The sequence below is a fragment of the Mycobacterium interjectum genome (assembly GCF_900078675.2).
Taxonomy (GTDB): Bacteria; Actinomycetota; Actinomycetes; order Mycobacteriales; family Mycobacteriaceae; genus Mycobacterium; species Mycobacterium interjectum.
In genome coordinates, this window is sequence record NZ_LT546236.1 from 601,954 (window position 1) to 621,687 (window position 19,734).

18 protein-coding genes and 3 pseudogenes are annotated in these 19,734 nt (G+C 68.6%); 11 read left to right on the top strand and 10 right to left on the bottom strand.

What is annotated here, in order from left to right; translation table 11 throughout:
* The first annotated feature begins 83 nt into the window (after positions 1 to 83).
* Positions 84 to 422: a MerR family transcriptional regulator gene (locus BN4348_RS32830; RefSeq protein WP_066908528.1), complete on the top strand. Its 339-nt coding sequence runs from the start codon at positions 84 to 86 to the stop codon at positions 420 to 422.
* On the opposite strand, the pseudogene BN4348_RS32835 reads toward BN4348_RS32830, so the two are convergent.
* Positions 419 to 1,547: pseudogene (locus BN4348_RS32835) on the bottom strand (NAD(P)/FAD-dependent oxidoreductase). The gene BN4348_RS32830 and the pseudogene BN4348_RS32835 overlap by 4 nt on opposite strands.
* Positions 1,548 to 1,762: 215 nt before the next feature.
* On the opposite strand from BN4348_RS32835, the gene BN4348_RS32840 reads away from it, so the two are divergent.
* From BN4348_RS32840 to BN4348_RS32860, 5 genes are all read left to right on the top strand, one after another.
* The gene (locus BN4348_RS32840; RefSeq protein WP_066908531.1) at positions 1,763 to 2,521 is read left to right on the top strand and encodes a GAF and ANTAR domain-containing protein; all 759 of its coding nucleotides are present in this window, start codon (positions 1,763 to 1,765) and stop codon (positions 2,519 to 2,521) included.
* Between the two features lie 52 nt (positions 2,522 to 2,573).
* Positions 2,574 to 3,755 carry a zinc-dependent alcohol dehydrogenase gene (locus tag BN4348_RS32845; RefSeq protein WP_066908534.1) on the top strand — a complete coding sequence of 394 codons (1,182 nt, stop codon included), beginning with the start codon at positions 2,574 to 2,576 and terminating at the stop codon, positions 3,753 to 3,755.
* 69 nt (positions 3,756 to 3,824) lie between these two features.
* Complete coding sequence (glgX, locus tag BN4348_RS32850; RefSeq protein ID WP_066908537.1) at positions 3,825 to 5,975, top strand: glycogen debranching protein GlgX; 2,151 nt, start codon at positions 3,825 to 3,827, stop codon at positions 5,973 to 5,975.
* 135 nt (positions 5,976 to 6,110) lie between these two features.
* The gene (locus BN4348_RS32855; protein ID WP_066908540.1) at positions 6,111 to 7,865 is read left to right on the top strand and encodes a sensor domain-containing diguanylate cyclase; all 1,755 of its coding nucleotides are present in this window, start codon (positions 6,111 to 6,113) and stop codon (positions 7,863 to 7,865) included.
* 91 nt (positions 7,866 to 7,956) lie between these two features.
* Positions 7,957 to 8,724, top strand: coding sequence for an SDR family oxidoreductase (locus BN4348_RS32860; protein WP_084453930.1), 768 nt, complete (start codon positions 7,957 to 7,959; stop codon positions 8,722 to 8,724).
* Here the strand turns inward: BN4348_RS32860 and BN4348_RS32865 are convergent.
* Entirely contained in the window at positions 8,721 to 9,689 is a 969-nt protein-coding gene (locus BN4348_RS32865; protein ID WP_066908546.1) for an aldo/keto reductase, read from the bottom strand. The two genes, BN4348_RS32860 and BN4348_RS32865, sit on opposite strands and share 4 nt — an antisense overlap.
* A gap of 29 nt (positions 9,690 to 9,718) precedes the next feature.
* Positions 9,719 to 10,351, bottom strand: a pseudogene (locus BN4348_RS32870) (sensor domain-containing protein); the annotation flags it as partial.
* Positions 10,352 to 10,538: 187 nt separating this feature from the next.
* Here BN4348_RS32870 and BN4348_RS32875 point away from each other — a divergent pair.
* From BN4348_RS32875 to BN4348_RS32885, 3 genes are read left to right on the top strand one after another with little or no spacing between them, the layout of a single operon-like run.
* Entirely contained in the window at positions 10,539 to 11,045 is a 507-nt protein-coding gene (locus tag BN4348_RS32875) for a hypothetical protein (RefSeq protein WP_066908607.1), read from the top strand.
* Between the two features lie 12 nt (positions 11,046 to 11,057).
* A complete protein-coding gene (locus BN4348_RS32880) occupies positions 11,058 to 12,554 on the top strand; it encodes a molybdopterin-dependent oxidoreductase (RefSeq protein ID WP_066908551.1) in 1,497 nt (498 codons plus the stop codon).
* Between the two features lies 1 nt (position 12,555).
* The gene (locus BN4348_RS32885) at positions 12,556 to 12,843 is read left to right on the top strand and encodes a hypothetical protein (RefSeq protein ID WP_066908554.1); all 288 of its coding nucleotides are present in this window, start codon (positions 12,556 to 12,558) and stop codon (positions 12,841 to 12,843) included.
* On the opposite strand, the gene BN4348_RS32890 is transcribed toward BN4348_RS32885, so the two are convergent.
* Entirely contained in the window at positions 12,840 to 13,199 is a 360-nt protein-coding gene (locus tag BN4348_RS32890; RefSeq protein WP_066908558.1) for a hypothetical protein, read from the bottom strand. The genes BN4348_RS32885 and BN4348_RS32890 overlap by 4 nt on opposite strands.
* Before the next feature lie 22 nt (positions 13,200 to 13,221).
* Entirely contained in the window at positions 13,222 to 13,398 is a 177-nt protein-coding gene (locus BN4348_RS59870) for a hypothetical protein (RefSeq protein ID WP_160040274.1), read from the bottom strand.
* A 164-nt stretch (positions 13,399 to 13,562) separates the two neighbouring features.
* Here BN4348_RS59870 and BN4348_RS32895 point away from each other — a divergent pair, with 164 nt between their 5' ends.
* Both BN4348_RS32895 and BN4348_RS32900 read left to right on the top strand, forming a co-directional pair.
* Positions 13,563 to 14,123, top strand: a complete 561-nt coding sequence (locus BN4348_RS32895; protein WP_066908561.1) for a hemerythrin domain-containing protein — start codon at positions 13,563 to 13,565, stop codon at positions 14,121 to 14,123.
* Between the two features lie 40 nt (positions 14,124 to 14,163).
* Positions 14,164 to 14,817, top strand: coding sequence for a UdgX family uracil-DNA binding protein (locus tag BN4348_RS32900; protein ID WP_066908564.1), 654 nt, complete (start codon positions 14,164 to 14,166; stop codon positions 14,815 to 14,817).
* A gap of 27 nt (positions 14,818 to 14,844) precedes the next feature.
* Here BN4348_RS32900 and BN4348_RS32905 read toward each other — a convergent pair whose 3' ends face one another.
* The 5 genes and pseudogenes from BN4348_RS32905 to BN4348_RS32925 all read right to left on the bottom strand — a co-directional run.
* Complete coding sequence (locus BN4348_RS32905; protein ID WP_066908568.1) at positions 14,845 to 16,638, bottom strand: thiamine pyrophosphate-requiring protein; 1,794 nt, start codon at positions 16,636 to 16,638, stop codon at positions 14,845 to 14,847.
* Positions 16,639 to 16,842: 204 nt separating this feature from the next.
* Positions 16,843 to 17,898, bottom strand: a complete 1,056-nt coding sequence (locus tag BN4348_RS32910; protein WP_066908571.1) for a DNA topoisomerase IB — start codon at positions 17,896 to 17,898, stop codon at positions 16,843 to 16,845.
* Between the two features lie 99 nt (positions 17,899 to 17,997).
* Positions 17,998 to 18,396, bottom strand: a complete 399-nt coding sequence (locus BN4348_RS32915) for a heme-binding protein (RefSeq protein WP_066908574.1) — start codon at positions 18,394 to 18,396, stop codon at positions 17,998 to 18,000.
* A 294-nt stretch (positions 18,397 to 18,690) separates the two neighbouring features.
* Positions 18,691 to 19,164 (bottom strand): STAS domain-containing protein, encoded by a 474-nt coding sequence (locus tag BN4348_RS32920; protein ID WP_084453931.1) that lies wholly within the window; start codon positions 19,162 to 19,164, stop codon positions 18,691 to 18,693.
* A 170-nt stretch (positions 19,165 to 19,334) separates the two neighbouring features.
* A pseudogene (locus BN4348_RS32925) lies at positions 19,335 to 19,734 on the bottom strand (NmrA family protein); the annotation flags it as partial.

Here is a 19,734-nt window from a genome sequence, read left to right on the forward strand (position 1 = left end):
TAGGTTTGATATAACACCATCGACAGCCAAGCGCAAGTGTGATAAACAGGTTTTCTGTGGAAGTTTGCTGAGGAGATTGCTCGATGACCGACTACCCTGGTGACACCGGTGCGCCGGCGCCCGATCGGGGGGTGTACGGAATCTCCGTAGCCGCCGAACTTTCCGGCATTCCGGTGCAGTCGCTGCGCCTCTACGAACGCTACGGGCTGGTGACGCCGGCCCGCAGCGGCGGCGGAACGCGGCGTTACAGCGCCGACGACCTGGCCCGGCTCCAGCGCATCAGCGCGCTGGTCGACGCCGGGGTGAACCTGGCCGGCATCGCGCGCATCCTCAGCCTGGAAGACGACAACGCCGCGCTGTCGGCGGCCAACTCCACTCTGCGCTCGAAGAGCACGGCAGCCAAGAAGCGGACCGGCGGCTAGCTCGTCTTCGGCATCGGAATGCCCTCGCTCGCGGCGAATTGCGCGTCCTCCTGGGAGGACAGACCGATCGACACCACCGAGCGGTCGAACAGCGCGTCGGTCAGCCAGGCCAGCGACACGGCCCACCGGTTGACCGCCCGCGGAATCGCGTAGAGGTGGTAGCCGCGCGTCACGGCCTTCGCGGGGAGGCCCGACAGGTGCACGTTGAGCGGGTTGGCGACCGCGTACCGGGGTCCCAGGTCGACCACGAGACCCAGGTTGCGGTGCTTGTATTGCTTGCTCGTTCGGTGTCCCAGGCTGGCGGCCACGTTGCGGGCGAGCACCTTGCCCTGACGGGTGGCGTGCTGCGCCGTGGGGGGCGTGATCTTGCCCGGCTCTGTGAGGTCCGGGACCGCCGCCGCGTCGCCGGCCGCAAAGACGGCGGGGTGGCCGGGCACCTGCAGGTCGGGTTGCACCTTGAGCCGCCCTCGCTCCGTCGGCAGCCCCAGCTTCTGGATCAGCGGCGCGCCGGTCACCCCCGTGACCCAGGCGACCGTGCGGGTGTCGACCCGCGAATCATCGCTGAGCACAACGTGATCCGCATGGACCTCCTTGAGCGTGGTGCCGAGCCGGACGTCGATGCCGCGGCGACGGTGCGCCGGGCCTGCGCCTTCTTGCCGGCCGGGTCGTCCTCGAGGTGGGCCAGCTCGAGCTGCTCGACGAAGTGGTCGCGCAGGTAGAGGGCCTCGGCGGTGGTCTTCAGCCCCCGCGCGTGGGTGGCGAGCCCGGGCACGTCGAACAGCCGGGTCACCGACCCCGGCGTGAGCACCAGCCGATCCCAGGACATGTCGTGGCTGCGTTCCTCGGGATCGCAATACGTCAGGGTCCGGCGCGCGAAGTCCACCCCGTCGACGCGCCCGCGCACCGCGCGGACCCCCCTGAGCGTGTTGGCCAGGGGCACCGCGACGAAGCGGGCGTCGACCACCCCGCCCGCGACGCCCGCAGCAGCAGCGTGTAGAGCATGTAATCGACCGGGGAAATCATGGTGATGTCGACCGGGGCGCGACGTCTGCCGAGGAGCCGGGCCAGCCGGCGCGCGCAGGTGAATCCGGTGAAACCGCTGCCGACGATCACGATCGAGGTCACCACGCGAGTGTAACGGGTGATGGGGGTTCGCCCGGAGCCGCCGACGCGGCGCGGCATTCCACCGTAAGCCTTGCGCCGCAACGGTTCCCGTTTTCGGCCGGCGCTCGGCGGGGCGGGACCTTTTCGCTTCCGGCGGCCCCGTTCGTCACGCGAGCCCTGCGCTTCGCCGGGTGGCCATAGACTTCGTTCTGCGCGCAGGCGCATGATGGGCGAGTATGCGCACCCAGAGACCCCGAGGGGGTGATGCCGTGGCGCGGGAGGATGTGAACACGGTGGTGGCCCAGCTGGCGGGGCTGATCGCCGAGCTTGATCGCAATGGGATGGAAACCACCGTCGGTCTGCACGAACTCGTCGACAGCGGGGCCCGGCACGTGGCGGGCTGCCAGTACGCCGGGATCACCCTGGCCGACAAGGCCAAGGCCGTCAGCAACGTGGTCGCCACGCACCGTTATCCGATGGTCCTGGACGCGATCCAGAACCGGTGCGGGGAGGGTCCCTGCCTGGAGGCCGGGTGGCAGCACCACGTGATGCATGTCGAGGATCTCAACATCGACCGACGGTGGCCGAACTATCAGCGGCACGCGCTCGAGCAGACCCCGATCCGCTCGATCCTGTCCTACGAGCTGTTCGCCGACAGCGCCAGCATGGCCGCGCTCAACTTCTATGCCGAGCACCCGCACTCGTTCACCGACGAATCATTGGAAATCGGAGGCGTTTTCGCCGCGCATGTCGCCCTGGCGTGGTCGATGATGCGCCGCCAGGACCAATTCCGCAGCGCGCTGGCGTCCCGGGACGTCATCGGCCAGGCCAAGGGCGTGATCATGGAACGCTTCAACCTCGATGCCGTCGAGGCGTTCGAACTGCTCTCCCGGCTATCCCAGAAATCCAATACCAAGCTGATCGAGATCGCCAGGTCGCTGATCGACAGCGAGCACCCGCTCAAGCGCCCCCATCGGGCCCAGCGCGGCGCTTAACCCGGCCACCCGCGCCGTTTCGGCCGGCGCGACGCGGGTATGTGCGATGCACATGAAAGCGGTCACCTGGCAGGGCAAGCGCGACGTTCGGGTGGAATCGGTGCCCGATCCGAAGATCGAACGGCCCACCGACGCCATCATCGAGGTCACCTCCACCAACATCTGCGGGTCCGACCTGCACCTGTATGAGATCCTCGGGGCCTTCATGACGCCCGGCGACATCCTGGGCCACGAACCGATGGGAGTCGTGCGCGAGGTGGGCCCCGAGGCGGGCGACCTGCGCGTCGGCGACCGGGTCGTGATTCCCTTCCAGATCTCCTGCGGCCGGTGTTACATGTGCGAGAAGCGGCTCTACACCCAGTGCGAAACCACCCAGGTGCGCGACCAGGGCATGGGCGCGGCGCTGTTCGGCTACTCGGAGCTGTACGGCGAAATCCCCGGCGGGCAAGCCGAGCTGCTGCGCGTCCCGCAGGCGCAGTTCACCCACATCAAAGTCCCTGCGGGGCCGCCGGATTCGCGCTTCGTTTACCTCTCCGACGTGCTGCCGACCGCCTGGCAGGCGGTGGCCTACGCCGACATCCCGGACGGCGGATCGGTGACCGTCCTGGGCCTGGGGCCCATCGGGGACATGGCCGCGCGCATCGCCGACCACCTCGGCCACCGGGTGATCGCCGTCGACCTGGTGCCCGAGCGCCTGGCCCGGGCCGCCCAGCGCGGCATTCACACCATCGATCTGGGCCGGCTCGACCCACCCCTGGGTGACGCGATCCGCGACCTGACCGACGGCCGGGGCACCGATTCGGTGGTCGACGCGGTGGGCATGGAATCGCACGGCTCGCCCGCCGCGCGGCTGGCCCAGCAGGCCAGCGGGATGTTGCCGGACTTCCTTGGCAAGCGGGTCATGCAGACCGCCGGCGTGGACCGGCTCAGCGCCCTGTATTCCGCCATCGACATCGTGCGGCGCGGTGGCACGATCTCGCTGATCGGCGTCTACGGCGGGATGGCCGATCCGGTGCCGATGCTCACCCTCTTCGACAAGCAGGTGACCCTGCGGATGGGCCAGGCCAACGTCAAGAGGTGGGTCGACGACATCATGCCGCTGTTGACCGACGACGACCCGCTCGGAGTCGACACCTTCGCCACCCACGTACTGCCCCTCGACGAGGCCCCCCATGCCTACGAGATCTTCCAGAAAAAGCAGGACGGCGCGGTCAAGGTCATGTTAAAACCTTGAAAACCGCTCCGCTGCAAGGCCTTCCGGGCCACGGTTTGGAAAACGCCCCGGTAGGGTATCAATTGCGCCATGACCAGCCCAGAAACCCTCGCCCCCACGCCCACCGGTGAAGTGTGGCCGGGCAGGGCCTATCCACTGGGCGCGACCTATGACGGCGCCGGTACCAACTTCGCGGTGTTCAGCGAGGCGGCCGAGCGGGTGGAGTTGTGCCTGTTCGACGCCGACGGCACCGAGAGCAGGATCCCGCTGCCCGAGGTCGACGGGTTCGTCTGGCACGCCTACATTCCCGGCATCGAACCCGGCCAGCGCTACGGCTACCGCGTGCACGGCCCGTACGAGCCGGAGAACGGCCTGCGGTGCAACCCGAACAAGCTGCTGGTGGACCCTTATTCGAAGGCCATCGACGGCACGTTCGAGTGGAACCAGTCGCTGTTCAGCTACAACTTCGGCGACCCCGACAGCCGCAACGACGACGACTCCGCACCCAGCATGCCCAAGTCGGTGGTGATCAGCCCCTACTTCGACTGGGGCAACGACCGGCCACCGGACCATCAGTACGCCGACACCGTCATCTACGAGGCCCACGTCAAGGGCCTCACCCAGACCCATCCCGACATCCCCGAACAGTTGCGCGGTACCTACTCGGCCGTGGCGCACCCGGTGATCATCGAGCACCTCAAGAGCCTCGGCGTCACCGCCATCGAGCTGATGCCGGTGCACCACTTCGCCAACGACTCGACCCTGGTGGACAAGGGCCTCTCGAATTATTGGGGCTACAACACGATCGGGTTCTTCGCCCCCGACTTCAAGTACTCCAGCGCGACCTCCCCCGGCGGGCAGGTGCAGGAGTTCAAGGCGATGGTGCGGGCCCTGCACGAGGCCGGCATCGAGGTGATCCTCGACGTCGTCTACAACCACACGGCCGAGGGCAACCACCTGGGCCCGACGCTGTCGATGCGGGGAATCGACAACGCCGCCTACTACCGGCTGGTCGACGACGACAAGCGCTACTACATGGACTACACCGGCACGGGCAACAGCCTCAACGTCGGGCACCCGCACGCGCTGCAGCTGATCATGGACTCGCTGCGCTACTGGGTGCTCGAGATGCACGTCGACGGCTTCCGCTTCGACCTGGCCGCCACGCTGGCCCGCGAGTTCTACGACGTCGACCGGCTGGCGACGTTTTTCGAATTGGTGCAACAGGATCCGACCATCAGCCAGGTCAAGCTGATCGCCGAACCGTGGGACGTCGGGCCGGGCGGCTACCAGGTGGGCAACTTCCCGCCGCAGTGGACCGAATGGAACGGCAAGTACCGCGACACCGTCCGCGACTTCTGGCGCGGTGAGCCGTCGACCCTTGACGAATTCGCTTACCGGCTGACCGGGTCGGCCGACCTCTACGAGCACACCGCGCGCCGCCCGGTCGCGTCGATCAACTTCGTCATCGCCCACGACGGGTTCACGCTGCGGGACCTGGTGTCTTACAACGAGAAACACAACGAGGCCAACGGCGAGGACAACAACGACGGCGAGGGCCACAACCGGTCCTGGAACTGCGGCGCGGAGGGGCCGACCGACGACCCGGACGTCAATGCGCTGCGGGCTCGCCAGCAGCGCAATTTCCTCACCACGCTGCTGCTCTCCCAGGGTGTGCCGATGATCTGCCACGGCGACGAGCTGGGCCGCACCCAGCAGGGCAACAACAACGGCTACTGCCAGGACAACGAGCTCACCTGGATCGACTGGGCAAAAACGGACAACGGCCTGCTGGAGTTCACCCGCGCGGTGTCGGAACTGCGCGCCAAGCACCCGGTGTTCCGGCGGCGGCGGTTCTTTTCCGGCAAGCCGCTGGGCCGCCGTGGCCAGGACGGGCTGCCCGACATCGCCTGGTTCACCCCCGAGGGCGCCGAGATGACCGAGGAGGACTGGGGCGCGGGCTTCGCGAAGTCGGTCGCGGTGTTTCTCAACGGCCACGGCATCCCCGACCGGGATGCCCGGGGGCAGCGCGTCCTCGACGACTCGTTCCTGTTGTGCTTCAACGCCCACCACGAGCCGATCGAATTCACGCTGCCGCCGAAGGAATTCGGCGCCGCCTGGCAGCTCGTGGTCTTCACCGGGCCCGACGAGGAGACGCCGGCGGAGGAGGTGCCCGGGGGAGGCGCGCTCACCGTGGACGCCCACACCGCCGTCGTGCTGCAAGCCCCCGACGGCGGCTGACGGGCCCGCACGATCGCCGGGTCGCACAGTGGTGACCTTTCGCCCTGAGGTCGATGACCTTTTGCCCCGAGACACCCGGCACCTCTGCGCGCACACTGTCGGTTGCGTCGCCGCGGGGGAGGGAAGGGGCAGCCGATGGCCAGGCAGAGCCCCGAGGCGTGCCTGAATGACGTGGCGTGGTGCCGACGGCTCGCCCTGCTGGTGGGGTTCGGCCTTTCCGCCGCGACGTGGGTGGGGTGGGCGGCCGGTGTCGACCGCCTGACCCGCGTCGATCCGAGCTGGCCGCAGATGATGCCGTGGACCGCGTTGTGGCTGGCGGCGCTGGGTGCGGCGGTCCTGGCACAGTCGGGCAACCCGTCGCGGGGCGGCGTCTGGGCAGGGCGCGGGTTCGCGCTGGTGGTAGGCGCCCTCGCGGCCATAATCCTTGCCGAATACGCGAACGGTGGGTCGTCGTCGGCCCTGGACCAGGTGTGGTTCGCCGACGCGGTGCGCGCGTCGCAACAGACCTGGCCAGGGCGCCCGAGCCCGCAGACGGCGGCGTCGGCCCTGCTCCTGGCGGCCGCTGCGGCACTGATCCGAGTGGATCGGCGCACGCGCGTGATCTGGCCCGCATGCATGGCCGCCGGCGCGGCCATCCCGTTCGTCACGGTCGGGGCCTACCTGTTCAACACGTTGTCGCTGGTGGGCTACTCGCCTTCGACCGGCCAGGCACTCATGACGGCCTTCGCGCTGTTGCTGCTCGCCGCCGCGACGTCGCTGGCGCGCCCCGACCGGTTCCCGGTCGCTTGGCTGCTCGCCCGACCCGATCGGACGTCGTTGCTGAGGTTGGTGGGGATCCTCGCCGGTTTTCCGGTCATCGTTGCGCTGTCGCGGCCGGTTTTCCTGGGGCTCGGGCTGGGCGAGCACGCGGAGTGGACCTTCTCGGTGCTGGTGGGTGCCCTCGTCGTCGGGGCGGTCACGTTCTACCTCAGCCAGCGCGAGCAGAAACTGCTGATAGAGAAGGAACTGGTCAGCAAGGAACGCGCCGACGCCGAGATGCGCTACCGCATCCTCGCGGAGAACGCGGTCGACATCATCGTGCACCTGCGCGACCGCGAGATCGCGTGGATCTCGCCGTCCGTGGAGGCCGCGCTGGGCCGGCCACCGCAGGCCTGGGCCGGCTCGGACTTCAACCGCCACATCCATCCGCAGGACCTCGAGACGGTCATCACCGCCCTGCGGCGCGTCGCGGCCGGCGAATCGGTGCTGCAACGGTTCCGGGTCCGCGCCGACGACGGCAGCTACCACTGGGTCGAGGGCCACGGAAAACCGTACGTCGACGCCGAGGGCAACACCGACGGTCTGATCGCCGCGGTGCGCATTGTCGACGATCAGGTCGAAGCGGAGCAGCGGCTCGAACGGTTGGCGCGGTTCGACACCCTCACCGGCTTGGTGAACCGCGCCGAGGCCATGGACCGGCTCGCCTCCGCGCTGCAGCAAACGCAACCCGCCGGGACGTATGTCGGCGTGTTGTTCTGCGACGTCGACCATTTCAAGGACATCAACGACACGTGGGGGCACGGCATCGGAGACTTCGTCCTGGCAACGCTGGCGGCACGGATACGGGGGAGCGTGCGCCGGGGGGACACCGTCGGCCGGACGGGCGGCGACGAGATTCTCGTCCTGCTGCCTGGAGTGCGTAGCATCGACGAGCTCGGCCAGATCGCGGAGAAGATTCGCTGTCGTGCGGCCGAACCCATCCACGTATCCGGCAAGACCTTCCGCGCGACCCTGAGCATCGGCGCCACGCTTGCCCTTCCCGGCGACTCCGAGGACACGATCACGGCCCGAGCGGACGCGGCCATGTACCGGGCCAAGTTGGGGGACCGGAACACCGTCGTCAGCAACTAATCGGCCGAGCTCTCGCCATGCGATGGGCGATATCCGGTAGGTTTTTGCCGACGGCAGCTCGTTACAAGAGAGGGCAAATATGTCAAGGACAGTGGTGGTGGGCGCCTCGAGCGGGCTCGGTCGCTGCATCGGTGTCGGCCTCGCTCAGCGGGGCGACAAGGTCGCGCTGTTGGCCCGGCGCCGCGAGCGCACCGAGGCCGCCGCGCAGGAGGCGGGACCGGGCGCGGTCGCCGTCGAATGCGACGTGACCGACCAGGCGTCCTGCCGATCGGCGATCGCCGCCGCCGCCGAAGCGCTCGGCGGCATCGACAACCTGGTCTACACACCGGCCATCGGCCCGCTGATGCGCATGGTCGACACCGACGCCGAGACGTGGCGGCGCGTCTTTGACACCAACGTCGTGGGCGCCGCGCTGGTCACGGCCGCGGCGATGCCACACCTGACGGCGTCCGCCGGCAAGGTGGTTTACCTGGCCTCCGATGCCGGTACCTTCGGCCCGCCGTGGCCGGGGCTCGGCGCGTACGGCGTCAGCAAGGCGGCCCTCGAACGACTGGTGGAAGCCTGGCGGGCCGAGCACCCGGACGTCGGCTTCACCAACCTGATCGTGGGGGAGTGCGGGGGAGGCGAGGGCGACGCGGCGACGGGAATGACCACCGGCTGGGACATGGACCTCGCCATGAAGGCCGCCCCGCTGTGGGCCTCCCGCGGCTGCATGCCCGGCAAGCTGATGCCGGTCGAGGACCTCATCGACGTGGTTCACACGATCCTGCGCACCAACGCGTCGACGTCGATGCCGGTCGTGGTGGCCAGGGGCGCGCCCGCGACCCCCGCGGCGTTCGCGGACTCCGCCCAGTCCTAACGCCCCAGCTTCTCCCGGACCAGGTCGGTCAGGAAGCGCCCGGCCGAGGCGGGCCGGAAGGCGCGCGCCGCGCCGGTGAGCGCGTCACGCGAATCCGGGGGGAGCTCGATGTCCGCGGCGGCGACGTTGAACTCGAGCTGCTCGACGCTGGACGCGCCGGGAATGGCGACGACGCCCGGCAGGCTGATCAGCCAGGCCAGCGCCACCTGCGCCGGCCTGGCGCCGACCGTGGTGGCGACGTCGCGCAGCGTCTGCAGCAGCGGCTCGATGCGGCGCAGGTTCTCGGTGCCGAACAGCGGGTTCACCGCGCGCACGCCACCGGGGCGGTTGTGCAGGCCGTACTTGCCGCCCAACAGCCCCTGGGCCAGCGGGCTGTAGGCGATCACGATGCGGTTCTCGCGCTCGGCGAAGGGCACCAGATCCTCCAGCGCGCCGGCGTGGGCGAGCGAGAAATGCACCTGGTTGCTGATCACCGGCCGCCCGAGCGCCGCGTCGGCCTTGCGCCAGCGCGCCAGCGAGTAGTTGGAGACGCCGGCCGCGCCGATCTTCCCGTCGTCGAGCAGGTCGCGCATCCCCGGCATGATCACCGAGTCGGGCACCACCGGGTTGGGCTGGTGGATCTGGTAGAGCGGGATGCGGTCCAGGCCGAGCCGGCGCGCGCTGGCGCGCTCGCGCTGCTTGACCACCGCGGGGAAGGGGGCCACCGGGAAGACCTTGCTGGCCACCGCCACCTCGGCGCGCTCGTCGCCGAGCGCCTCGCCGAGGATCCGCTCGCTCTTGCCCAGGCCGTACACCTCGGCGGTGTCGAACAGTGTGACGCCCAGGGCGCGGGCCCGGTGCACGATGTCGCGCGCCGCGCCGGAGGCGTAGCCCTCCCCGTAGCCCCACTCCCGCGAGCCGAACTGCCAGGTGCCCAGGCCGATTCGGCTGACCCGTCCGACCCCGTCGACGTCCAGATATTTCATGAGGCCACCCTACTTGGGCGGCCCGGCCCCTAGCCCGGGATCTTGTTGAGCACGAAGTTGGCGATGCTCACCGCCGTGGCCCGGGGGCGTTCGGCGTCCGTGGTGCCGCTGTAGGACACGTAGAGGTCGACGACGACGTTGGCCTTGGCCGCGATCGCGCGGGCGGACCGCACCTGCAGGCCCTTGGGCGTCAGGTCCAACGTGGTGATCCCGTTGCCGGCGTCGGCGGGCGCGCTCACCGCGAACGGGATGGTGCCGGCCTCGGGGATCGTCACGCTCACGGTCGTTCCGCCGCATTGGCGCCACCCGTCCTGCAGCTTTTGCAGTTGCGATTGGGCCGCCGGTGCGTCGCGAAACGCCGCCGCGGCCTCGATCACCTGGACCGACTTGAGCAGGCTGCGCGTGTCGGAGAATTCCGCCGCGTGGTACCCGAAAAGGGCATCGACGCTGTAGGCGTCCGGGGTCCCCGGGGCGATGGCGCCCCAGCACTCCGGACGGTCGATCGTGCCCTCCCTGTCGGAGCGGGCCGGATGGTCCCACGTCTGGCCGGCCTCGACGTTCTGGTCATCGGTGATGGTCTGCAGGTCGCCGGCGCCGGGCAACAGCGTCGCCACCTCGCCCGGCGCGACCGTGGGGCCCGGCGGCGCCGCNGGCGGTTCCGCCGGCGGCACGCGACCGAGCGGATCGTAACTGAACGGGCCGTACCCGAGCGGATCCTGAGGATTCACGCGACGGCCTCCTCCGTAGCCTGCCACCCTGCCGCGAATCTAGCCCCTCGCACCGGCAATCGAAAACGGCAGCTCCTCCAAGTCGAGGTTTGAGTAATTCGTGATCGGGTACGCGCGCGATGTGGGTTTTCTCGTCCGGTCATGGCCGGAAAACTGGCACCGCAGCCGGCTATTTCGAGTCCTCAGCCTGGGCGGCTATGTCGCGTTCGACTTGCCCAGGGTGGTAACGGGTTTGGGTGTCGCCCTGCTCGCCGGCATCGCCGCGACGCACGTTTACCTGATGTACTCGATGGCCGGCCGGGACGCGCTGCCCGGGGCCTTCGTGGTGTACGCCGTCGCGGTGATCGCGGCTTGCCCGCTGGCCGCGGGCAGCATGGGATTCGGCCGTAATGTCGCTGTGGCACAGGCGGGTTGGTATTTCGGCAGCGCCCTTTCGGTCGTCATCCTCGGCGTTGACGTCGCCACGCGGGTCGCCGCCCTGCCCGGCCTGACCGCCGTCACCGGCCGGTGGGACGTCGCGCCGGCGACCTTTACGCTCGCCTTCGCGGGCGCCTTCCTCGGACTGCACGCGTCGGTGCTGCTGGGCATCAATGTGGCCTATCCGCGCCGGCAGCGGTGGGAGGACTGACGGGCGGCGCGCATGACCGAGATCGTGCTCGACTACCCGGCCTGGCTGCGCATCGACCACTGGCTCAACGTCCTGTTTCTGACGTTGCTGCTGCGCAGCGGCATCGAGATCCTGTCCACCCACCCCAAGCTGTATTGGCGGGAGGACAGCAAACCCGGCACCGAGTGGGCGCGCTTCACCACCAAGACCATGCCGACCGACAAGCTCTACGACACCCTCGACGAGGAGGAGGACTACAGCCCGCTGGTGGCGCTGCCCGGCCACAAGAAGCTCGGCATGGGACGCCACTGGCACTTCATTTCGGTGATCGGCTGGGTCCTGGTCGGCCTGTCGTACTACATCCTGCTGTTCGCCACGGGGCAATGGCAGCGGTACTGGCCCCATTCGTGGGCGACCTTCGTGGAGGCCGGCAACGACATCGTCACCTACATGACGTTCAACCTGCCCCCGCTGCTGCCCAACGAACCGCTGGACGCCATCCAGAAGCTGACCTACGCGGGCGTCATCTTCCTACTCGCACCGTTCCAGATCCTCACCGGCGCGGCGCAATCCCCGGCGATCGAGGCCCGTTTCCCCTGGTTCGTGCGGCTCTGCGGCGGGCGGCAATCCGCGCGCAGCCTGCACTTCCTCGGACTGGTCGCGTTCGCAGTGTTCATCGCGATCCACGTCTCGATGGTCTTCTTCTGGGGCTGGGGCCAGCTCAACGCGTCGATGATCTTCGGTTCGGTCCGCAACGTCACGTTGGCAACCGTGTTGTCCTTCGTGATCATCGGCGCGATCGTTGCCATCCACGTCGCGGCCACCGTGTGGAGCCTGCGCCGGCCGGTCCAGGTTCGCCGCGTCCTCGGCGCCGTCATCACGCGGGCCCGGCTCATGCTGCTGCGCCCCCTGGACTCGCGACAGGACTATCCGGAACGGAGGCTGTCGGAAGAGCACCGCGTCAACGGCAAGCCGCCGTGTTCGGCCGAGTACAAGGTGATGGCCGTGCACAACTTCGTCGACTGGCGCCTGCGGGTCGGCGGGCTCGTCGAGGAGCCGGTGACGTTGGACCTCGCCGCACTGCGCGCGCTGGCCGAACCGCAGAGCCAACGGGTGCTGCACAACTGCGTGCAGGGCTGGTCGAGCATCGGCGAGTGGAAGGGGCTCCCGCTGGCCGCCCTCGCGGACCTGGTGCGCCCGCTTCCCCAGGCGCGCTTCGTGTGCTTTTTGACCATGCAGGACACCGGCCGCGACGAACCCAGCGCGGAGGGGGAGGGCCAGTTCTACGAGGTGATGGATCTCGAACTGGCCTACAAACCGCAAACCATCCTCGCCTACGAGATGAACGGAAAGCCGTTGCCGATCAAGCACGGTGCGCCGTTGCGGCTACGGGTGGAGACCCAGGTCGGCTTCAAGATGGCCAAGTGGATCAACCAGATCGAGTTCATCGACGACCACCGCGGCATCGGCTACGGCCTGGGCGGCTGGCGAGAGGACAACGTCCACTACGACAAGGACGTGGAGATCTGACATGAGCGACGACGCCGACCACCGCGACACGATGGTGCGCCCCGAGCTGACCGCCCTGGACCCCGCGGCGCGCCAACGGGTTTGCGACCATATCGCGGCCAAGGGCGGGCACTGCGAGTGCTGCGGCTCAACGCAATTCGATGTCGGCGACGCGCTGTACCTCGGCTTCCTCTTTCTCGACGAGGACCGCGACGCGTACATGGTCGCGCTGACCTGCCGCAACCCCGACTGCGCCAAGCCGCGCACCGGGATCGTCCTGTCGGAGCAGGATTTCCGCGACGGGCCTTAATGGCGGGGACGGAAGCGCTTCGCCGTGGCCGGTGGGCTGTCGGTGAAGTTCGGCTGGGCGAGCCGGAACCGATCGATCAGGTGCGACAGCGTGCGCAGTTCGTCGCGCAACGCCTGAAACCTGCGCTCGTCCATGGCGTCGAGCCGGCCCAGCGAGCTGTAGTGTACGAGCCGGCGCAGCCGCCCGGCCAGCACCGTGCCCCACCGGATGCTGAAGTCGTAGCGCTGACCTTCGCTGATCGCCGCTTCGTCGTCCTTTTTGGCGAGTTCCCGAAGCGCCTTGATCTGTTGGCCGATCAGTTCGACGTCGTTGTCGATGTCGACCGCGGCGCGGGTGTGATCGTGTGTTGCGCTCATCGGGTTCTCCTCTGCCTCGGCCTCACAGCTGCGGCTTGGCGACGCTGATCACGTACGGCGTATCGGCCGGCGTGAGATACACGCGGTGGGGCCCGATGGCCATGCCGGAGAGGGCGGGCGAACGGGCGGCGCCCCCGGGCAGGCGGGACCGGTAGTCGAAATTATCACCACCCGCCACCACATCGCTTAGTCCTTTCACCAGGCAGTTTCCAGAGGATTACCCCGATAGCCCCACCTCACACGCGTTTTTCCGGGCACGGCGCGCCGCCCGTTTGGTGGGCGCGCGCCTCGGGTAGCCGCTGGAGAGCGCGCAACAGCCCGCGCGCCCCGTTGAAACCAAATGACTTAAATGGGAGGGACACCATGGCGCAGCACGCCATCAAGTCGCCCACCGATGTGGTCGACTTCCTTGTCAGTCAGCACGAGCAGATCAAGTCGCTGTTCGCCGACACCCTGTCGGCCTCCGGCAAAGAGCGGGAGAAGGCGTTCGTCGAGCTTCGCCGGATGCTGGCCGTGCACGAGACGGCCGAAGAGGAGATCGTTCACCCCCGGGCCAAGCGGAAGATCGCCAACGGCGCCGCGGTCGTCGACAAGCGTTTGGCCGAAGAGCACGAGGCCAAGACGGTCCTGCAGAAGCTGGAGAAGCTCGACGTCGACAGCGCGGAGTTCACCCGCCAGCTGATGGAGCTGCGCGACGCCGTGATCGACCACGCCGAGCATGAGGAATCCGATGAGTTCGCCAAGCTGGGCGAGGAATTGAGCGACGACGAGCTGGAGAGGATGGGCCGCGCCGCCAAGCTTGCCGAGGCTATCGCGCCCACCCGCCCGCACGCCGGCGTCGAGTCGCAGGTGGCCAACCTGGCCGCCGGGCCGTTCGCGGCGATGCTCGACCGGGCCCGCGACGCCATCATGGGAAAGGGCTGATCGGCGTTTCTCGCCGAGCGACCGGGGTAGGCCCGGGGACATGACGTCCCCGGGCGGCGCCGCGCAATACCTGCCCGAAGATCGCGGGCTGGCAGCGCTGCAAGCCGCGGCCGGCGGCTGCCACGGCTGCCCGCTGTATGCCGATGCCACCCAAACGGTCTTCGGCCACGGTTACCCCGGGGCGCCCATCATGTTGGTCGGCGAGCAGCCGGGCGACCAAGAGGAGCGGGCCGGCCTGCCGTTCGTCGGGCCCGCGGGCCGGCTGCTGGCCCGGGCGCTCGGTGACGCCGGCGTCGACCCGGCGCTGACGTACCAGACCAACGCCGTCAAGCATTTCAAGTTCACCCGCAAGGGCGGCAAGCGGCGGATACACCAGAAACCGAGCCGCACGGAAGTCGTCGCGTGCCGGCCCTGGCTCATCGCCGAGATCGAGGCGGTGCGCCCCCAGGTGATCGTCTGCCTGGGCGCGACCGCCGCGCAATCGCTTCTCGGAGCGGCGTTTCGGGTGTCGGCCCGGCGCGGTGAGCTCATCGGATTTCCCGGCACCCTCGACGTCGACGTCGAGCCTGAGCCGATCGTCGTCCCGACGGTGCACCCGTCGTCGGTGCTGCGCGATCGCAGCGATTCGCACGACGAGGCCTACAAATTATTCGTCGACGACCTGCGCAGCGCCCGCGCCGCCGCCGCGCATTGAGCCGGTGTTCGACTACTCGTTATCCCGTCAGCTCTTCTTGTGCGGCAAGAACTCCTGCGCCTTGGTCTTCAGCCCCACCTTGATGAAGCCGACCCGATCCTCGTCACCGGACAGCACCGCGGTGGTCGCCGACTTGAACTGATCCCAGGTGGCGTGCGGCGGAATCGGTGGCATGTCGGGATCGGTGTAGACGTCCAGCACCGTGGGACGATCGGCGGACAGCGCGTTGCGCCAGGCGTCCGCGAGCTCGTCGGGATCCTTGATGGCCATCGCGTTCAGTCCCAGGCTGGCCGCGAACCCCGCGAAGTCGATGTCGGGAAGGTCCTGCGACTCCGCGAATTTCGGCGAGCTCGCCATCGCGCGCATCTCCCAGGTGACCTGGTTGAGGTCGTTGTTGTGCAGGATCGCCACGATCAGGCGGGGGTCGCCCCAGTCCTGCCAGTACCGCTTGATCGTGATGAGTTCGGCCATCCCGTTCATCTGCATGGCGCCGTCACCGGCGAACACGATGACGGGGCGGTGCGGGTGTGCGAACTTTGCGCCGATGCCGTACGGGACACCGGGCCCCATCGTCGCCAGGGTGCCCGACAGGGAGCCGCGCATGTTGCCGCGGAACCGGAGACAGCGTGCATACCAGTTGGCCGACGAACCGGAATCCGCCGTGACGATGGCGTTGTCGGGCAGCTGCGGGGACAGCTCGGAGAACAACCGCATGGGGTTGATCGGGTCGGCGCTGACCTTCGCCTCCATCGCCATGGTTTCCCACCATCGCGCCACGTTGGCCTCGATGGTGTCGCGCCAGCCGCGGTCCTCCTTGCGGCGCAACTGCGGGATCAGGGCCCGCAGCGCGGCCTTCGCGTCGGAGACCAGGTTGACCTCGTAGGGGTACCGCATGCCGATGAACCGGCCGTCGACGTCGATCTGCACCGCGCGGCACTGCCCGAACTCCGGCAGGAACTGCGTGTAGGGGAAACTCGATCCCACCGTGAGCAGGGTGTCGCAGTCGCGCATCAGCTCGTAGCTGGGCCGGGTGCCCAGCAACCCGATCGAGCCGGTGACCCAGGGCAGTTCGTCGCTCAACACGTCCTTGCCCAACAGCGCCTTGGCCGCCCCCGCCCCGAGCAGGTCGGCGACCTCGATCAGTTCGTCGCGGGCGCCGCTGGCGCCGTTGCCGACGAGCATGGCGACCCTTTTCCCCGCGTTGAGGACCTCGGCCGCACGCCTGACCGCCGCGTCGTCGGGGGAGACCGCCGGCCACTCGATGCCCAGGCTGGAGGGCACCATCTTGAAGGCGTGGGTGGGCGGTGAGTAGGGCAGCTCCTGCACGTCGGACGGGATGATCAGCGCCGTCGGCGCGCGCTGGGCCAGCGCCACCCGGATCGCGCGGTCCAGCACGTTGGGCAATTGCTCTGGGACCGTGACCATTTGGACGTAGTCGCTGGCGACGTCCTTGTACAGGCTCAGCAGGTCGACCTCCTGCTGATAGGACCCGCCCATCGCGCTGCGGTTGGTCTGACCGACGATCGCCACCACCGGAACGTGGTCGAGCTTGGCGTCGTAGAGGCCGTTGAGCAGGTGGATCGCGCCGGGGCCCGAGGTGGCCATGCAGATCCCGACCCGATCGGTGAACTTGGCGTACCCCACCGCCTCGAACGCGCTCATCTCCTCGTGCCGCGACTGGATGAACATGGGCTTGTTGTCGGCGCGCCCGAACGCGGCGAGGATGCCGTTGATGCCGTCGCCGGGATACCCGAACACATGCTCGACGCCCCAGGTCCGCAGCCGCTCCAACAGGTAGTCCGAGACCTCTTGTTTAGACATATGCCCTCCTAGGCAGACAGTTGGGTGTCGTCGGGCGCGCGTCGGCGGATTCGTCGCGCCGAACCGAACCAGACCCCGGATCGCCATGGGTTCGACGTTCCGGGCAGCTTTCCGAGCAGCGCTTTTGCGCGTGCGTCGGCGCACAGATTCCCGCATACCCGAATTCGCGATCCTTATTCGCCGTGTCAGACTGCTTCGGTCACTTCACGCGCTCTGCGGCAGCGTGTCCGTCCCGGATGCGCTGCGGCCCTTCGCCACTCGCCGAATCAGCATGCGGGTGGCCTTCTCCAGAATTTCCTGCGCGGCCTCGGGCCGGCGGGCGCGTTCGGCGCGCCGTGCCGCCGCGTCGATCGTCAGGCCCTGCTCATAGCCGGTGACGACGCGAGGATCCACGTACGACCCGCGCGCCACGGCCGGGGTGTTGCCGAGTTCCTCGGCGACCTCCTTCATGACGGCGGACTCGACGCGCTTGATCACCCGCTGCGAGACGGGCGGGTCCGCGTCGACGAACGCGGCGGCGGCCAGCACCGTGCCGTGCCAGGTCCGCAGGTCCTTGACGGAGTACTCGTCGCCCACCATCTCCTTGAACCGGGCATTGAGGTCATCGGAGCGGATGTCGACCCATCCGGATCCCGCGCGGCACACCAGCAAACGTTCGGTGCGCTCCGGGCGCCGCATCAGCGCACGCACCGCCCGGACGATTTCGGCGTCCTCGATCTCCACGGTGCGCCGCACCCCGCTCTTCGCCGGGTAGTCGAATGCGACCGCGTGGCGGTGCACCGTCACGTGGCTGCACAGCAGGGTGGCCATCCCGTAGGACTCGTTTTCCTCGGCGTACTGCTCACCGCCGGCGCGAAAGTAGCCGCGGTCGAGCAGGCGCAGCGCGACCGCGAGCACCCGCTCGCGGGTCAATCCCTTGCGCGACAGGTCTTTCGCGATGCGCGCCCGCCACAGCGGCAACTGCACCGAGAGCTCCAGGACTCGGTCGAATTTCTCCTCGGCGCGCTCCTGCTGCCAGGCGGTGTGGTAGATGTACTGGCGACGCCCGGCCGCGTCGGTGCCGACCGCCTGGATGTGGCCGTTGGGATGGGGCGAGATCCACACCTTCTTCCACGCCGGCGGAATGACGAGATCCTTGATGCGCGCCAGGGTTTCCGGGTCGGACAGCAGGTTGCCCTCGGGGTCGTAGTAGGCGAAACCCTTGCCCCGGCGTTTGCGTGCGATCCCCGGCTTGCCCAGATCGCTGCGTCGCAGCCGCACCCTGACCTCCAGTCCCGTTGGTTGACTGGACAATTACCCGCGGGTCCGCAACGGGAAACGACCCGCCACGGCGCTGTGGCGGGTCGTTTCTCGGCGCAATCAGCCGGCCATGAACTCCTGGTAGGCCGACTCCAGGGTGGGCGGCAGCGCGGTGACGTTGCACTGCCGCTCGGTGTCGCCGATCGGCGCCAGGATGCCGCGCAGGTCGTAGTACTGCTGCGGGTGCGCGGTGAAGTAGCCGCGCAGGCTGGACGCGGCCTGCGGCCGCGACTGGCCGAAGGCCGCGGTGACCGCCTGGTTGGCGTCCGGGTGAGCGGCCAGATACTGCTGCGCCGCGCCCTGCGCCGAGGAAACGGTCGCGTTCACGCCGCCCGGGCTGCAGTCGGGCGCTGCCGCCGCCGACGGGGCACCGATGATGCCCATGGCCAGTCCCCCGAGCAGGAAGCCCGCGCTGATGCCGGCGACTCGCCGGCGCGCGACGATGCTGCTGATTTTCATGATCAGTGTTGTCCTTCGAGATTGAATCAGATTGATTCGTGCATGACTTTGCGATGAAGGTTCCCGAGCCCTCGAAAACCAAAGTAGCGGAAGCGAACAGTGGCACCGCCGGCCCACAACGAGCATTGCCGGCCGGACGCCGCCCGAGGGGGCCGTCCGGCGGGTTTTTGCTAAACGTGCGGTCAAATTTGCCGGCTGACCTTGAGGATTCTTAGAGAACGGGGCCGGTTCTTAAGCAATCGTGACGCCGATCGTGACAAAACCGTGACCTGCGCTGGCGGTCGTCGCGGGCCGCTACGGCGCATTGCGTTGCGGTTCCCCCTGGCGGGTCAGGGCCGCGAGGAGCCGGCGGCGCGCGTGGATGAACTCGTGCGTGTTCTGTAGGGCCTCGGGCACGGAATCGACCACGGGCAAGCCATGGTCGGTGACAATGCGGGTCAGCCGTCGCAGGGCCGCGCCGTTGACGACGTTGTTGTGCAGTTGGGCTTCCCGGTGCTCCTCGTTGAGCAGCAGCAGCACCCGAAGTCCGGCGCTGCTCAGGAAATCCACTCGGCTGACGTCGACGACCAGTGGGGCCTTCAGGCGCGCGAAGCGCCGAACCACCTCGGCGATGAGGTCCGCGTTGGACGCATCGATATCGCCGTCGATGCTCAGGACGGTGGCCAGGCTGCGCGCGTGGACGCGCACCTGCGCCCCGGCGCAGTCGATCACATAGCGACTGCGCGGTTCTCCGCAGCCGCCGGGTCTGCCCTCGGGTGAAGAAGTCATGTCTGTGCGCCCCTCAAAGTGTGGTGAGCAGGGCGAGCGATCGCGCTGTCCTACACGCCGCTCTTGCTAACGGCAGCTGTGGACTCAACTTGAAACCAGCCTAGCCGCCGCGGCCGCCGCCGGCATGGCGAACCCCGAATACGGCAGCCGGCGACCGCCACGTTGTGCGGCTAGGTGTTGGAGAAGTCCCCCAGCCGCAGCCTCGTCGGCCCGCTGCCGTCGCCGTCGGCCGAATCGCCGTCCGAGGCGGCGGGGGGCAGCGTGTGCAGCCAGGTGTCGACGTCGGGGCCGAGGACCACCGCGCCATCGCAAGCCAGCAGCGCCCCGGTGCCGAGCGCACCAAGCGGAGGCGGCACGGCGCGGACGCGCCGGTTGTCGCCTTGCCGGGCAAGCAGTTTCGAAGTGAGGTCGGGCAGGCGGACGGCCTCCGGCCCGGCGATGGTGCGTGGCGGATGCGTCTGACCCAGGGCCGCCTCGACGAGCACGTCGGCGACGGTGTCGGCGGCGATGGGCTGGATCAGCCAGTCCTGGACGATCACCTCGCCGTCGCGCGAACTCACCGCGGCGGGG